This window comes from Devosia sp. P2_G7, from assembly GCF_056403495.1.
In genome coordinates, this window is the sequence record NZ_JBFUFI010000009.1 from 19,816 (window position 1) to 35,584 (window position 15,769).

General features: G+C 65.7%; 12 protein-coding genes. 9 read left to right on the plus strand and 3 right to left on the minus strand.

Translation table 11 applies throughout. The annotated features are described in order from the left end of the window. Nucleotides 1-97 precede the first annotated feature (97 nt). From AC1DWU_RS15215 to AC1DWU_RS15225, 3 genes are all read left to right on the plus strand, one after another. Nucleotides 98-946, plus strand: coding sequence for a helix-turn-helix domain-containing protein (locus tag AC1DWU_RS15215; RefSeq protein WP_477150843.1), 849 nt, complete (start codon nt 98-100; stop codon nt 944-946). Between the two features lie 88 nt (nt 947-1,034). Further along, entirely contained in the window at nt 1,035-1,793 is a 759-nt protein-coding gene (locus AC1DWU_RS15220) for an alpha/beta fold hydrolase (protein ID WP_477150844.1), read from the plus strand. A gap of 78 nt (nt 1,794-1,871) precedes the next feature. Beyond that, complete coding sequence (locus tag AC1DWU_RS15225) at nt 1,872-3,107, plus strand: MFS transporter (protein ID WP_477150845.1); 1,236 nt, start codon at nt 1,872-1,874, stop codon at nt 3,105-3,107. Nucleotides 3,108-3,162: 55 nt separating this feature from the next. Here the strand turns inward: AC1DWU_RS15225 and AC1DWU_RS15230 are convergent, their stop codons facing one another. After that, entirely contained in the window at nt 3,163-4,797 is a 1,635-nt protein-coding gene (locus AC1DWU_RS15230) for a winged helix-turn-helix domain-containing protein (protein ID WP_477150846.1), read from the minus strand. A 202-nt stretch (nt 4,798-4,999) separates the two neighbouring features. Between AC1DWU_RS15230 and AC1DWU_RS15235 the strand changes: the two genes are divergently transcribed. Continuing rightward, complete coding sequence (locus AC1DWU_RS15235; protein WP_477150847.1) at nt 5,000-7,678, plus strand: IPT/TIG domain-containing protein; 2,679 nt, start codon at nt 5,000-5,002, stop codon at nt 7,676-7,678. Between the two features lie 59 nt (nt 7,679-7,737). On the opposite strand, the gene AC1DWU_RS15240 is transcribed toward AC1DWU_RS15235, so the two are convergent. Beyond that, a complete protein-coding gene (locus AC1DWU_RS15240) occupies nt 7,738-8,586 on the minus strand; it encodes an aldo/keto reductase (RefSeq protein WP_477150848.1) in 849 nt (282 codons plus the stop codon). A 186-nt stretch (nt 8,587-8,772) separates the two neighbouring features. On the opposite strand from AC1DWU_RS15240, the gene AC1DWU_RS15245 reads away from it, so the two are divergent. The 5 genes from AC1DWU_RS15245 to AC1DWU_RS15265 all read left to right on the plus strand — a co-directional run bounded on the left by AC1DWU_RS15245 (nt 8,773) and on the right by AC1DWU_RS15265 (nt 14,616). After that, nucleotides 8,773-9,771, plus strand: a complete 999-nt coding sequence (locus AC1DWU_RS15245; protein ID WP_477150849.1) for a sugar ABC transporter substrate-binding protein — start codon at nt 8,773-8,775, stop codon at nt 9,769-9,771. Between the two features lie 94 nt (nt 9,772-9,865). Continuing rightward, a complete protein-coding gene (locus AC1DWU_RS15250; RefSeq protein ID WP_477150850.1) occupies nt 9,866-11,026 on the plus strand; it encodes an ABC transporter permease in 1,161 nt (386 codons plus the stop codon). Beyond that, a complete protein-coding gene (locus AC1DWU_RS15255) occupies nt 11,023-12,534 on the plus strand; it encodes a sugar ABC transporter ATP-binding protein (RefSeq protein ID WP_477150851.1) in 1,512 nt (503 codons plus the stop codon). Before AC1DWU_RS15250 ends, AC1DWU_RS15255 begins: the two co-directional genes overlap by 4 nt. Beyond that, nucleotides 12,531-13,541: an ABC transporter permease gene (locus tag AC1DWU_RS15260; RefSeq protein ID WP_477150852.1), complete on the plus strand. Its 1,011-nt coding sequence runs from the start codon at nt 12,531-12,533 to the stop codon at nt 13,539-13,541. The genes AC1DWU_RS15255 and AC1DWU_RS15260 overlap by 4 nt, the downstream gene beginning before the upstream one ends. Before the next feature lie 28 nt (nt 13,542-13,569). Then, a complete protein-coding gene (locus tag AC1DWU_RS15265) occupies nt 13,570-14,616 on the plus strand; it encodes a LacI family DNA-binding transcriptional regulator (protein WP_477150853.1) in 1,047 nt (348 codons plus the stop codon). A gap of 27 nt (nt 14,617-14,643) precedes the next feature. On the opposite strand, the gene AC1DWU_RS15270 is transcribed toward AC1DWU_RS15265, so the two are convergent. Then, nucleotides 14,644-15,666 (minus strand): LacI family DNA-binding transcriptional regulator, encoded by a 1,023-nt coding sequence (locus AC1DWU_RS15270; RefSeq protein ID WP_477150854.1) that lies wholly within the window; start codon nt 15,664-15,666, stop codon nt 14,644-14,646. Between the last annotated feature and the right edge of the window lie 103 nt (nt 15,667-15,769).

Genomic DNA, 15,769 nt, shown 5'->3' on the forward strand with positions numbered 1-15,769 from the left:
GCGGCTGAGCAGTGGCAAGGGTGCGATGTTACCGAGTCATGGTGACGAGAAATATCGACCAAGCTCACTCCTGGGGGAGCCCCGCGAGTGGACCGCCATGCGTGTCGAGCACCGTCAGATCGCGACAGGACCGCAGAACCCGGTGCGCGCTGACTGCACTGAACTCCTCCATGTCATTTCCGGCAAGGCGACGGTCCGATACCGGGCCGATGGCCCGTTGCGCGAGCGCGTCGCGCTACCGGGCACGAGCTGGCTTGTTCCTGCGGGCACTGAGGAGACGCTGCTCGAACTCGATGGCTCGACCGAGTGCCTGATCGTCTACCTGCCGGCACAATTGCTGGAGCAAAGCGCGCTGGCCGAATACGACATCGCCCCCGACGGGGGAGGACTGGTCTACGAGGGCGGCTTCGCCGATCCCGTGCTGGCGCTGTTGAGCCAAGCGATATGCGGTCTGCTCGAGCGGCCCCCCCAGCCTATCGATCGACTGTTCGCGGATGGCATTCGGGCGGCGCTGGGAGCGCATCTCGTTGCCAACTACAATGTCGGCGACTGGCAGCCGGCCTCCCGCCAACCCTCGCTCGAACCGCGGCGGCTCCAGCGTGTGCTTGACTATATCGAGGCACGGCTGGGCGAGAGCATCTCGCTCGACGATCTCGCCGGGGAGGCCTGTCTCAGCCCGTTTCATTTCGCCCGCCTGTTCCGGCAGGCGACTGGCTCGGCGCCGCACCGCTACCTGACCGAGCGGCGCATCCGGAGCGCCAAGCAGATGATCGCCAGCGGCGGTGCGTCCCTTGTCGAAGTGGCGCTCGACACCGGCTTCGGATCGCAGGCCAACTTCTGCCGCGCCTTCCGCAAGGCGACAGGTGTCAGCCCCAAGGCCTATCGCGAGCTTCATCGCGCTCGTCCCGTCGCTGTGGCCGCGCCGAACGGCAATTTCGGTCAATAGGTCGGCAAGTTCCGGAAATATCGGCGGACGGGTCTCTGGTCTGGTGGTCGGGTCGCACCCACGCGGCATCCAAGCCAAGGAGACTAGAATGTCGATCAAGACAGCCATCGCCACCGCGGCGATCGGTGCGGCCACCATGGTGCCCACCGTTCACGCCGCCGACAACCTGTCCGTGGTCCTGGTACACGGCGCCTGGGCCAACGGGTCCAGTTGGGAGGCCGTCGTGCCGCTGCTGCAGCAGCGCGGCCTCCACGTTGTCGCCGTGCACAATCCCGCCTCGTCCTTCGAGGCCGATGTTGCCGCCACGCGGCGCGTCATCGACGATCAGCCTGGCGACGTGATCCTGGTCGGCCACTCCTACGGAGGCGCCGTCATCACCGAGGCCGGCAACAACGACAAGGTGGTGGGGCTGGTCTATGTTGCCGCCTTCGCGCCCGGTGTCGGGCAATCGGTGAACTCGATCGTCAGCGCCGCACCCGCGCCGCCGCCATGGCAGGGCGAAATCCACGCCGACGCCCAGGGTTGGCTGACCTGGTCGGCCTCCGGCATGGCCAAGTATTTTGCGCCCGATCTTTCGCCCGAAAGCGCCGCGCTGCTGGCCGCCACCCAGGCACCGCTGTTCGCCGGCGCCTTCGACGGTCAGGTGGCCGCCACCGCCTACAGCACCAAGCCCAGTTGGTACGTGATCGCCGACAACGATCAGATCATCCCACCGGTGCTGCAGCAGATGTTTGCCGACGGCATGAAGGCGACGACGGTGCATGTGGCCTCCAGCCACGTCCCCATGCTGTCCCAGCCTCAGGTGGTGGCCGATGCGATCCTCGCCGCAGTGGACAGCGCCGAGTAGCGATCCCGCCCCCCGGCCGGCGATGCTGCCTCCTCCCGGCATCGCCGGCGATCCATCCCCCAAGACAAGAGCACCGAAATGTCCGTCATTGACGATGCCGATCCCGCCGTGGCGGGCGACGATGTGATTGCAGCCCCCGGCCGGCGCCGGCTGAGCCTGTTGGCTCTAGCGCTCGGCACGTTCTGCATCGGCACCACCGAGTTCGCCAGCATGGGCATGATCCAGCTGTTCTCGGCGGAACTGGGTATCGACATTCCGACGGCCACACACGCCATTACCGCCTATGCGGTGGGCGTGGTGATCGGTGCGCCCGCGCTGACGCTGGTTGCGGCCCGCTTCAACCGCCGCACGCTCCTGCTCGCGCTGATCTGTATCTTCGTTCTGGGCAACGTTCTGTCCTCCATTGCCGGCGACCTCGAGCTGTTCATCGCTGCCCGCTTCATCACCGGCCTGCCGCAAGGTGCCTATTTCGGCGCCGGGGCGGTCGTTGCCTCGTATGTGGTGGGCGCCGGACATGCGGGGCGGGCCTTTGCCATCGTCATGGCTGGATTGACCGTCGCGACAATCTTCGGGTCACCCATCGCAACCTTCCTCGGCCAGACCGTCGGCTGGCGGCAGACCTATCTCTGCATCGCGGCGCTGGGCGGCACCTCGTTCCTGTCGCTGTGGTTCTACGTGCCCCGCAGCGCGGCGCTCAACGGTGCCTCGGTGGTGCACGAGCTGCATGGTCTGGTAAAGCCCAGGGTTTGGCTGATGATGGGGGTGGCGGCGCTCGGCATCTCCTCCATCTTCGCCGTCTACACCTTCATCGGTCCGTTCGTTACCGACCTGCTCCTGCTGTCGCCGCAAACCATTCCGCTGGCGCTCGCGCTATTCGGCATCGGCATGATGCTGGGCAACCTCTACGGTGGGCGCCTTGCTGATCGTTTCCCGGATCGCGGCATCGTCGCGGGCTATGGCGTAACCTTGGCGGCCCTCCTCGCCATGGGCCTGCTCGGAACGAACGGCTGGGTCCTGTTCGCGGGCTTCTTTGTCGTCGGCGCGGCGATGATGGCCGCCATCCCGACTATCCAGGTCCGCCTCGTCAGCCTTGCGCCCGAGTCCCCGACGTTGATGGGCGCGATGAACCTCGCTTCGCTCAACGTGGCCAACGCCTTGGGAGCCTGGGCCGGCGGCGTAACCATCGGAGCTGGCTTTGGCCTATTGTCCGCTGTCTGGGCCGGCCTGGTGCTCACCGGCGCAGGTCTTCTGCTGTTCGCGGGAACGATCGTCCGGCCAGCGCCAACGGCCGGACGCCAGTCTCGTTTGGGTTAGTGCTCAGACCGCCGCGCCGCGCCATAGCGACCTCGCTACATTGGCCAAGCGGACCCTAGTGTTCGGGTAACCCGGCGTCGACCATCGCCGCGATGATCCGCGTACTGGCGGCAAGAAACACCGGGCTGGCACCCGTCGTCGGCGGAGCCACGTTGACGGCCGTGGTGCCGGGCCGCAGCCCTAGCGCTTTCGAGAGCGTTGCCTCGGCCTCCGTTTGCCGCCCGAGCCGCTGGTAGGCAGCGGCCAGCAGCATCATCGGACGGCCGGAGGCAGGGGTGATGGCAATGGAGCGCTGCAGCCAACCCAACGCAACTGCGTCGCGGTCCATCAGCAGGTTGACCCAGCCGGCGCCGAGCAGCCAGGTCCAGCGTGCGACCGCCGGCGTATCGAACTGATCGGCCTGGGTGAACGTCGCCAGGGCGTCCTCGAAGCGTCCCAGCTGCAATTGCGCGAGGCCGATGTGGTAGAGCGCGATACCGTTCCAGGGATCAAAGCTGAGCGCCTGTGCGCAGGCCACCAGGCTTTCGTTGAAGCGGGTGGTGGCATTGAGGAAGCGGCAATAGGCCTCGAGCACCGGGAGGCTGCTGGGTTTGAGGCGCCGGGCGCGCTCCAGCGCCGCCTTGGCGCTGGTTTCGGCGGCCTTGCCGTCGGCAGGTGCGTACCAGACCATCTGAATGCCGCGCAGTTGCAGAGCCGCAAGAGCAACGGCGAGGTCGACATTGTCGGGATCGGCGGCGATCGCGGCGTCGAGCATCCGCTCGGCCTCGCCGAAGCGCTCCGGCGAGGTCTGGGTAAGGAACGCCGTCGCCTGCTCGATCACCACCTTGGTGTCCTGCCGGGCTGCCTCGGCATCGCCATTGAGCAGCGCGTTGAGGCGCAGCGCCAGCACGTGGCCGATGCCGGCGGCGAGCCGCGACTGCTGCAGCGGCAGGGCGGTATCGCCGATTTCGACGGTGATCGCGGTCACCGACTGAACCTCATGGGTGGCAGTATCCACCATCCGCGCTTCGGCGGTCCAGGTCTTTGCGTCCACCCGGATCTCGCCGGTCACGACATAGTCCAGGGCCGGATCGGCTCCCGTCCCGTCCGACGCGACTGCGACGCGGATATTGTCGACCCTCGCCAATCCATCCGTCAGGCGGGTGGTGACGCCGGCCGCCGTCTCGGCGACCTGACCGCCATCGCCGGTGCCGGTGAACGGCATCACCGCAATCGTCGTCGGGCCGTGTTTTGGGGGTGCGGCAAGCAATAGCGCGGTGACCGTCAGGCCGACAACAACTGCCGCTGCCGCCAAGCTGAAGACCAGCAGAGGACGAAGGCGAGACCGGCGCACCGGTGGTGGGAGGGCCGGCCGCCCGTCGTTGGCGTTCGGTTCGACGCCGTCCTCCGGCGTCGGAACGTCCACGTCGAACACGTAGCCCTGGCCGGACACCAGCCGGATCATCTGGCGCTTGTCGTCGCCCAGTGCGGACCTGAGCTCGCGGATGCGCTGGAACAGGCTGTCTTCGCCGACATGGACGTCCGGCCAGACGGCCTCCATCAGGTCCTGTTTGCCGAACACCCGTCCGGGGTTGGCGACAAACAGGCTGAGCATTGCGAAGGTCTTGGGCCGCAGCTTGGTGACCGTGCCGTCGGCACCGCGCAGCTCGGCCCGCTGGCGGTCGAGTTCAAAACCGGCAAACCGGACCACCTTGCCTCCCATGTCCCCAAACCGCCGCCCCCATAGCAGGAAACGCCCGGTTTCGCCCCTTCTGACGACAATATCAGAAAGTCTTCAGAAACCGAGCCCCCGGCGTCAGGACTCTTTGCCTGAAGGCGTGGGAGGACTGGACCGGGTCGGACTGCCGGTCGCCTTTGGCATGATCGGTGCGTCGGGGTATTGGGGGCTTTCATTGCGTAACTGGTGCCAGCAGGCGGCCTCCGCCGCGACGCGTGGTCTTGTCGTCCTGTTCGCCGCCTTGATGTGGGTGAGCGCGGCCGGCGCGGCACTGGCGCAGCCAACAGTCACCAACGTCGATCCGTGGTGGGGAACAGGGGTCGGCGGATCGGTCGTCACCATTACCGGTACGGGCTTTCAGTGGGGGGCGACCGTGCTCTTTGGCACGATCCCCGCGACCAGTGTCGTGGTCAATGATCCGACGTCCATCACGGCGACGACGCCGGCCTCGCCTATTCGCACCCTTGGGGGGGTTACGTCTCACACCTTCGGCAACGTTGATGTCAGCGTCACCGTCAATGGTGACACGGGAACCTCGCCCTACGGCTACAACTACAGTGACTACCAGCCCGGCTACACTTCGGTGAGCCCTTCGTCCGGTCCGGCGTCCGGGGGCACGACGGTGACGTTCACCGGCAGCTACTTCACCAATGCGTCACAAGTCAATTTCGGCAATGTGCCAGCGACAAGCTTTGCCGTGGACGATGACCAAACGATCACGGCGATCGCTCCGCCGGGAACTGGCACCGTGGATGTCGTGGTCTACAACGCCACCGGCACCGACGGCTGCTGCTCCGACCCTGCGACGCGCTTCACCTATATCCCCGTGCCGGCGATCACCGATCTCTGGGGCGGCTTCGCCTTTCACGGCCAGGAACTCATCCAATTCAATGGCTCGAGCTCGGTCACCATCATGGGCAGCGGTTTCACCGGCGCCACCGCTGTGCACATCGGTGGCGTTCCATCAGCGCATTTTTTCATCGTCAATGACACCACGATCCAAGCCTCCGCGCCATCAGGCACTTTCGGCACCAGCGTCAGTGTCACCGTGACAACGCCTGGCGGCACCAGCGCGCCAAGTACGAAGCTCCTCACCTACAGCAGCATCCGTCAGCCCGGCGTCAGCTCGGTGGCCCCATCGTCTGGTCCTTTGGCGGGCGGCACAGCCGTGACCATCACCGGCACGTCCTTCACCGGGGCCAGCGCGGTCAAATTCGGCACGACCCCGGCGACGAGCGTTGTCGTGGTGGACGATACGACCCTCACCGCTGTTGCGCCGGCGGGAGTTGGGAGCGTCGATATCTTCGTCACCAATCTCATCGGTGTTGCCAGCAGCAATCCCGCGCCGATATTCACCTACATACCCGGGCCGGCCGTGACGAGGCTCGTCCGCAATGGCGGGAGCGCCGCCGGCGGCGATACCGTCATCATCACCGGCTCGGCATTCACCGGAGCTACTGCAGTGTTCTTCGGGGCAACACCGGCTACCGGCGTCACGATCAACAGCGACACGCAGATCACGGCCGTCGCACCTGCCGGTACGGGCAACGTCAACGTGACGGTCACTACGCCCGGCGGCGTCAGCGGGACGGGCCCGGGGAACGTTTTCTACTACGGCGCACCCCAGCCAGTCCTGACCGGCGTCACGCCATCCGCCGGCCCGGAGGCGGGCGGCACCAGCGTCACCATCACCGGCAGCGACTTCAGCGGCGCCTCGGCTGTGCTGTTCGGCACCGTTCCGGCCACCAGCTTCACCGTGGTCAATAGCGGCGAGATCACCGCCATCTCGCCACCCGGTGTCGGCACGGTCGACATCTTCGTCGATGCGCCGTGCTGCACCAATGCGCCGAACGGCACCTTCACCTACATTCCGCCCGGCCCACCTGCAGACAGCGTCAAGGCCGAGCAGGTGCAGGACCAGTTCAGCCCAATCGTCGCCCGGAACTCCGGCCGGGCCATCACCGGCGCCGTCATGAAGGGCATCGTGCTGGGTTTTGGCCACGGCGGTCCGACCGCCGATATCGCCCTCGCGGCCGAGAGCGCCTTCATGGCCTACGCCCCCGAGGCCGCCGCAACCCATGCGTTCGACGGCTTCGACGGGCCGGGCTTCATCAACCCGGCCGAGCAATGGAGCCTCTGGCTCGACGTCCAGGGCTCCGGCCTGCTCACCGGCGGCAGCGGCCAACAGCTCAACCTCACCGGCGGCCTCGGCTATCGCTTCACCGAGGATTTCGTCGCCGGCGTCATCGGAGGCCAGGAGTCGTTCAGCTATTCCGCCGACAGCAATGGGCTCTTGAGCGGCAGCGGCCTGTCGGCCGGCGGCTATGTCGCATGGCGGTTCTCGGACCAGGCCATGTTCGACGCGGCGCTGGTCGGGACGACACTCGGCTATGAAGTCACCTCAGGGACGGCGACGGGTCAATTCGATGCCTCGCGCTGGCTCGTCACCTCAGGCCTCACCGGCGATTTCGAACTGGGCGAGAACCTGACGGTGTCGCCGTCGGCCCGGGTGTCGGCGCTCTGGGAAAACCAGGAGGGCTGGACCGATAGCCTCGCCACCGCGCATGCCGCCAAATCCTTCTCCGACGGCACGGCCAGCGGCGGCGTCACCTTCTCGGGCAAATGCCTGCTGCTGGAGGATATGACCCTCTTGCCCTATTTCGGACTCTTCGCCGACTACCGCTTCGACAACTCCGGGGGCAAGACGACGACCGGCCTCGAGGGTCGCGTACGTGCGGGCGTCAGGCTCAGCGTCAGCGCCGGCGCCGCGATCGACATTGGTGGCGAACTGGGCGGGCTGTTCTCACCACAGCGGACCTGGTCGCTCAATGCGGGAGTCCGCGGCGGGTTCTAGGCCGGCGCGGGCCTGCGCGAGTTGGCGCCGTGGCTTCCCTCCCTTTCTTCGGGGGCCTGTTAGTCCCAGTCGGCCACCCATTGTGGCTCGTTGATCAGTCGCGAGCCCGGGAGGGCCAGCGTACCCATTCGCTGCATCTCCTCGGCCGTCAGCGTGAACTCGAGTGCGGCGAGGTTCTCGCGCAGCCGCTCGATCCTGGCGGTCTTGGGGATCGCGGCAACCCCGTCCTGCTGCAGCAGCCAGCGCAGGGTCACCTGCGCGGCGGTCCGGCCGCGCGCCCGGGCGATTTCCTCGATGACCGGATCGCCGACAATCTTCCCGAGCGCCAGCGGGCAATAGGCGATCGCCGCCATGCCGCGGTTGCGCAGCGCCTTCAGCATCACGCGCTGGTCGAGATAAGGGTGGTATTCGAACTGCTCGGCCGCGAATGGCTCGGTGGTAAGGCGCCAGGCTTCGTCGAGCAATGCGGTGGGAAAGTTCGACAGCCCGATATGGGCGGCACGGCCGTCGCGCTTCACCGCATTGAGGGCGCGGATCGTCCCGGCAAGGGCAACTTCCGGATTGGGCCAATGGAGCAGCAGCAGATCGATCCGGTCGACGCGAAGCTTCTCGAGGCTGGCATCCACCGAACGCTCGAGGTCGGCCGGGGCCATGTATTGCGGCTGGACCTTGGTGGTGACGAAGACCGTGTTGCGGTCGATGCCGGATGCCACGAGGCCCTCTCCGACGGCTGCTTCGTTGCCGTAGCCCTGCGCTGTGTCGACATGCGTGTAACCGAGCTGCAGCGCTGCAGAGACGATTTCGGCACAGGCCTCGCCCCTGAGCTGCCAGGTGCCGAAACCAAGGCGCGGGATGTTGGCGACGCCACCTGCAAGAGTTGGGACGGCAAGTGTGGTCGAAGACGGCAAGTCGGAGTTCCTCCTCTAGAGTCGATCGACGATCGATGCGTTGTCGATTATTAGTCGATTTCGATTGTCACGATATCGAGTCCATGCATTAATGCAATGGGAAAAGGTTTTCCGACTTGGGTGGAGACCTGTTCCTGCCGGTCGATCGACCGGGCAAACGGGCAAAACGCCCTGAGGGAGGGGTCAATGAAATCTTTGCTGGCGGCCGCGGGAGCGGTCGGTCTTTTGCTTGCCATGAGCGGTGGGGCGGCCTCCGCCGATGACAAGACCGTGTGTTACGCGTTCCAGGACCTGTCGACCGGATTCTGGGTCGCCGGCCACAAGGCCATCGTCACCACGCTCGAAGCCGCGGGCGTGCAAGTCATCGAATTGAACGGCGGGCACGATGCCAACCGCCAGCTCGAGCAGGTCAAGGACTGTATCGCGCAAGGCGGCGACGGCATCATCCTGACCGCCGACGATGGCGACTCGGGGACGGTCGTCGTGGCCGAGGCGCAGGAATCGGACGTGCCGATCGCAACCTTCAACCGCCCGCCATCCGACATGACCAAGGGCATCATCGTGGTCGCCGACAACGAGGCGGTGGCGCGTGCGGCAGTCGACGCCATGGTCGCGGAAGCGCAGAAGAAGTTCGACGCCACCGGCAAGAAGCTGAGGCCGCTGATCTTGATGGGCGATCTCGCCGATCCCAATGCCGTGCAGCGCCGTGCCGGATTCATGAACTCGATCGGCGCCCATCCCGAGCTTTTCGAGGCGCCCGTCGAGGTCGCGACCAAGTGGAACTCGCAGGTGGCACTGGCCGGCCTCGAGGCTGCGATGACTGCCGATCCTGCGATCGATTTCCTCTTCACTTCTTCGGACTTCCTGTTCCCCACGATCCAGTCGGTTCTCGAACCGCTGGGCCGGTGGAAGAAGGCCGGTGAGGACGGTCACATGATCCTGGGAGGTCTCGATGGTGACGACGGCGCCTGCAAGCTGATCCAGGAAGGCTATGTCGACTCGACCGGCGTCCAGGACGTCTATCTCGAGGCCGAACTGGCACTGAATGGCATCATGGACGCAATCACGGCGGGGGAAACCCAGCCCAACGCGGTCAAGCTCGATCCGGGGTTCGCCCTCAGCCAGGCCAACTTCGCCGAAATGGGCGACAAGACCTGGGGCTGCCAGGTCCTCAAGGGCATGTAGCAAGGAACGGCCGCGCGGTGGCGCGCGCGAGCCTGGCGTTGGCGGAGACGGTCCTCCTCTGCCAACGCCCTAACTCAGGGCGACGGGGTGAACGGTGACGGCATCGACATCTGACGAGGGGCTGCATACGGATATACGGCGGGACCCGCTCTCCTCATTCTCCCGAGTCCTGCGGCGCCTGCTCGTCTCGGAGTACTTCGTTCTTTACCTGACGATCGCGTACTTCCTTGCCGTCGCCCTGTTTTTCCCGGCGCTGGTCGAACCGCGCAACCTCTCCAACCAGCTCTCCAATGTCTGGCCGCTTGCCGCGGTAGCGATCGGGCAGACATTCGTGATCATCATTGCCGGCATCGATCTCTCGCTCGGTGCCACGATGGGCTTCGCGAGTGTTGCCGGCGCCATTGTCATGACCACCGCTGCGGACAGGCTCCTGCTCGGCAACAGCCCGGTATGGGGCACGCTGCTGGCGGAACAGGGCGGCATCCTTGCGGCACACCCGCTCGGCGCAGTCGCTGCCATCGCCGTCATGCTGGCCGCGGGGCTGCTGATCGGCTTCATCAACGGGTTCTTCATCGCCCGGTTCCGGCTGCCGGCTTTCATGATGACGCTGGTGACGCTGATGCTCTTCTCGTCGGCAGCGATCTGGATCACGCAGAGCCAGAACATCGTCAACCTGCCCGATAGCTTCAATCAGCTCGGCTCGGGCGACCTCGTCTCGGTGTATTTCGGCGAGAAGCTGACGCCCGAGATCAAGCGCCGCGATGTCCTGCCGTTCGTCACCTATCCGATGCTGATCACGCTGGCGCTCGCCGTCGTGGCGCATTTGGTGCTGAGCCGGACCGTCCTCGGTCGGCAGGTCTACGCAGTCGGCAACAATGCCAGGGCGGCGGCCATCTCAGGTATCCCGGTGCGGCGCGTCATCGTCATCGTGTTCATGATCGCCGGCTTCTGCGCGGCCGTCGCGGCGGTGCTCTACTCGGCCCGCCTCGAAGGCGGCCGGCCCACGATAGGCGGCGGCTCGGCGCTGCTCGATATCATCGGTGCAACGGTGATCGGCGGAACGTCGCTGAGCGGCGGCAGGGGCAAGATCGCCTGGACGCTGATCGGCGTGCTGTTCTTCGTACTGCTCTCCAACACGCTCAACTACATGCGCCTCTCCGCCTTCCACATCGATGTGGTCAAGGGCGCCATCATCCTCGCAGCTGCGCTGCTCGATGTGCTGCGGACGCGGCTCGTCGCGGAGCAGGGGCGATGACCGGCTCGATGCTATCCATGAGCGGGATCGGCAAGAACTTCTTCGGCGTCCCCGCCGTCCGAGACGTCACGCTCGAACTCGGCCATGGCCGCCTGCTTGGCCTCATCGGCCAGAACGGCGCCGGCAAGTCGACGCTGATGAACATTCTCGGTGGCGTGCACATGGCTGCTAGCGGCACCATGACGATCGAGGGCGTGGCCTACGCGCCGAAACGACCTGCTGACGCCAAGGCCGCCGGCATCGCCTTCATCCACCAGGAGCTCAACCTGTCCGCCAACCTCTCGGTCGCCGAGAACATCTTCATTGCAGGCTTTCCGAAGCGAAGTGGCATGATCGATCGGCACCGGATGCGGCAGCGGACAGCGGAGCTGCTCGCGGCAGTCGATCTCGACATTGCGCCGACGACCCTGGTCGAGCGGTTGTCGCCGGGCGAGCGGCAACTGGTGGAGGTCGCCAAGGCGCTCGAGGCCGATGCCCGCCTCATCATTTTCGATGAGCCGACGACGTCACTCACGGCGCGCGAGACGGCTCGGCTCTTCGAACTCATCGGCCGGCTGAGATCCGACGGCAAGACCATCATCTACATCTCGCACATCCTGGCCGACGTGCAGGCCCTGGCCGATGACATCGCTGTGCTGCGCGACGGCCGCCTCGCCGCCGCCGGACCGGCCGCAGATTTCGACATTGCGCGGATGATCAATCTCATGCTCGGTCGCGACATCGACCAGCTCTATCCACCGCGCGGCGCCTCGCAGCAGGACGAGGTGCTGCTCGAAACGCGTGGCCTTTCCGCCCGCGGCGTGGTGCGCGACATCTCGCTGACCGTACACAAGGGCGAGATCGTCGGGCTGTTCGGCCTGATGGGATCGGGGCGCACCGAGCTGGCGCGGATGATCTTCGGCCTCGACAGTTTCGATGCCGGCACCGTTGCCATTGCCGGGACCGTCCGTACCCGAATGTCGCCGCTCGATGCCATCCGTTCACGCGTTGCCTTCGTCACCGAGAACCGGCGGGAGGAGGGGCTGCTGCTGAATGTCCCGGTCGCCGGCAACCTGGCGCTGGCCGCGCTTCATCGTTTCGCTGCCCCGCCGTTGCGGTTCGTCGACGAGGTTGCGCTGCTTGGCGCCGCTGAAGAAATGGCCGCGAGGCTCAAGCTGAAGTCCGGGGCCATTGCCAGCCAGCCGGTCAAGAACCTGTCGGGTGGCAACCAGCAGAAGGTGGTGCTCGGCAAGTGGCTGATGGCCGGTCCTCGCCTCATCATCCTCGATGAGCCGACGCGCGGCATCGACGTCGCCGCCCGTCTGGAGATCTACGGGATGATCGACCAACTGGCGGCCGAGGGGTGTGGCCTGCTGCTGATCTCCTCCGAGATCGAGGAAGTGATCGCCATGAGCGACCGCGTGCTGGTGATGAGCCGCGGCAAGATCGTCGACGAGCTCGCACGGCCGGACATGTCCAAGGACGCGATCCTTCGCGCCGCCTTCCGCGAGACGGAGCGGGCCGCATGACCGCCCGGCAGCTGAACGAATTGCTGCTTCGCTACGCGGCGCTCATCGTCTTTGCGATCATCCTCATCTATTTCGGTTCGCAGGCACCGCGCTTCCTGGGCATCGACTCGCTTGCCAACATCCTTAAGCAGGCAAGCTTCACCGGCATCATCGCGGTCGGCATGACCTTCGTGCTGTTGACGGCCGGTATCGACCTCAGCGTCGGCTCGAACATGTACCTTTCCGCTATGGCGACGGGCTATGTCCTGCAGGTCCCCGCTCTGCAGAACCCAGGCGGCGTGATGGTCGCCATTCTCGCCGGTCTTCTCGCCGGCACGCTGTTCGGCGCACTCAATGCGTTCTGCGTCGTGGTCCTGAGGATCACGCCGTTCCTGGTCACCCTCGCGACGCTGGTGGCTGGACGGGGGCTGGGCACGGCCATCACCGAGTCCTACGGCATCGAGTATCCGGCGGGCTACCTGGCCTTCGGGGCGTTGCAGATCCTGGGCATACCGATGCCGATCTGGGTCTTCGCCATTGTTGTCTTCATCGCCCACTTCGTGCTCACGCGCACTCAGTTCGGCCGCCAGATCTACGCCGTTGGCAACGACGTCGAAGCGGCACGCAAGGCTGGCCTCGATGTCGATCGCATCACGTTCGCGGTCTATGTGATCTGCGGCTTCTGCGCCGCCATTGGAGGCGTGACGCTGATTGCCCTGATCGGTCGCCTCAACCAGACCTTCGGCGTCGGCCGCGAGTTCGACGTGATTACCGCCGCCGTGCTCGGAGGCACCAGCCTCTTCGGTGGCGTCGGCTCCGCCTTCGGGGCGGTCCTTGGTTCGACACTGGTGCAGATGGTGCAGTCCGGGATGATCTTCATCAAGGTCAACCTCTACCTGCAGCCGATCGCTCTCGCCGCGATCATCTTCCTGGCGGTGTTCGTCGATGCCCTGAGGATCGGCCGCCTCGAACGGCTGCGCCGCCGCCAGCTCAGGAATGATGACGAGGACCGTCGCTCCTCGCTATGATCCCCACGATCTGGACTGGACTGTTCAAATGACCGACTCGCAATTCGTCGAGAAGAAGCGCGTGACCATGGCCGACATTGCGCAGCTGGCACAATGCTCGCAGTCCACGGTGTCGGTCGTGCTCAACCCCGACTCCAAGGTCAAGATCTCGCCCTCGATGCGCAATCGCATCCTGCAGGCAGCCGAGACCCTTGGCTATCGCGCCGAGACCGTGCTGCCGCCACGCCTGCAGCCGCTGCGCCGCATCGCCGTCGTGTTCGACGACCTCACGGTGTGCCCTGAGGCAGTGATTGCCGCGGACGGCGTGCGCGAAGCGACCTGGGAGACCGGCGACATCGTCAGCGTCTACAACAGCCATGGCGACGCCGAAATGGAGCAGCGCACCCTCGCGGCGGTGCTGCGCAGCAAGATGGAAGCCGTCATCTACGCAACGGTGCGGACGCGCGAGGTGGACGTGCCGGCGCAGCTTCGTGCCACCGAAGTGCCGGTGGTGCTACTCAACTGCTATTCCAAGGATCGGGCGTTCCCGGCGATTGTCCCCGGCGACGTGGCCGGCGGCAACACCGCGACGACGACCCTTGTCGAGGCCGGACACAAGCGCATCGCCCACATAACCGGCGAAGCCTGGATGGAGGTGTCGAAGGATCGCCTGCGCGGCTATCGCGATGCCCTGGCAACGGCCGACATTCCATTCGATCCGGCGCTGGTCCGCGAAGGCAACTGGCAGCTCAGTTCCGGCTATGCCGCCACCAAGGACCTGATGACGCTCTCCCGGCCACCCACGGCGATCTTCTGCGGCAACGACCGCATGGCCATAGGCTGCTACGAGGCGCTCAAGGAGCTCGGCTATCGCATCCCCGACGATGTTTCCGTTGTCGGTTTCGATGACGATGAGATCGCCAGCCACCTCATGCCCGAGCTTACGACCCTCAAGTTCCCCCGCCATTTGATGGGCGCTCGGGCCGTCGAGCTGGCGCTCGACCTGGCAACGGCCAGGGCGGAGAGCTACCGCGTGGTCAAGCTCGAGTGCGAGCTGGTCCTGCGAAGCTCCGTCGCCGCGCCACCGTCGAGCTGAGTTCGAGGCCGCGACAGACGAGGTCGCCTAGCCCACCGTCGAGGCGCGGATGGTGAGTCGGCACGGCTGGTAGTCGATGCCGGTCGGCAGCGGCTTGCCGTCGATGGCTTCGTAAAGCCGCGTCGCCGCCAGCTGACCGAGCAGCGTCAGGTTCATGTCGATGCTGGTGAGGGTGGGGTAGGTGCCGTCGACGATCACGTCCCAATTGTCGAAACCCATGATGGCGACGTCGCGCGGGATCGACTTTCCGCGTTCGCGCAGGGCGTCGATAGCGCCCCGCGCGATCTGGTCGGAGTCGCAGATAATCGCATCGATCTCGAGCCCCTGATCAAGGATCATGGCACAAGCCGAGCGGCCCCAGCGTTCCGTCCACTCGCCATGCGAGGTCTCGTAGACGAGGTTCGTCCCTTGGGCTTCGAGCACACTGCGAATGCCTTCGGCCCGGTCGATGCTGGCGCGCTCGTTTTGCGGGCCGGTGATGTGGGCGATCCGCTTGCGGCCCGTCTCCAGCAAATGCTGAATGGCGAGACGACCACCGCCGATATTGTCGGGCGTGATCGAGAGATCACGAGGGTCGGCTGAAGGCGTGTAGACGTAGACGACCGGCACCGGCAGATCCGGCGCGATCGGCAGCCTGTGGTCGGTTCGGCTGCCAACGACCATGATGGCGTCGACGTTCCGGTTGAGCAGTTCGTTGATGTAGTGCTTTTCCCGGATGACGTCCCCACGCGCGTCGCAGAGGAAGACCGAGACTTGTCCGGCTCCGAACGTGTCCTCGGCCGCCATGAGGATGGGGAGGCTGAAGCGCCCTTCGAGATCGGAAGTCAGCAGGCCAACCGTTCCCGATTTGCCGTGAAACGGGCGGACGCTGCCCGCATGGAGATAGGTCAGGTCACGCGCCGCCTGCTCGACGCGTCGACGGGTTGCCTCGCTCACACGTTCGCGGCCGTTGAGGGCCTTCGAGGCAGTCGCCATCGAGACCCCGGCGCGCTGCGAGACGTCGGCCAGCGTCGGCGATTTGACTGTCTTGGAACTGTCCGAACTGTTCATTGTCGTCGCCTGAACGTCGCCGCGCCAACCCGGCCATCGTTGTCTATCCGAGCCGAGCTTCAGCAGGGAAACGGATTCTCGCGCTGGGCGTGCATGGCTGACT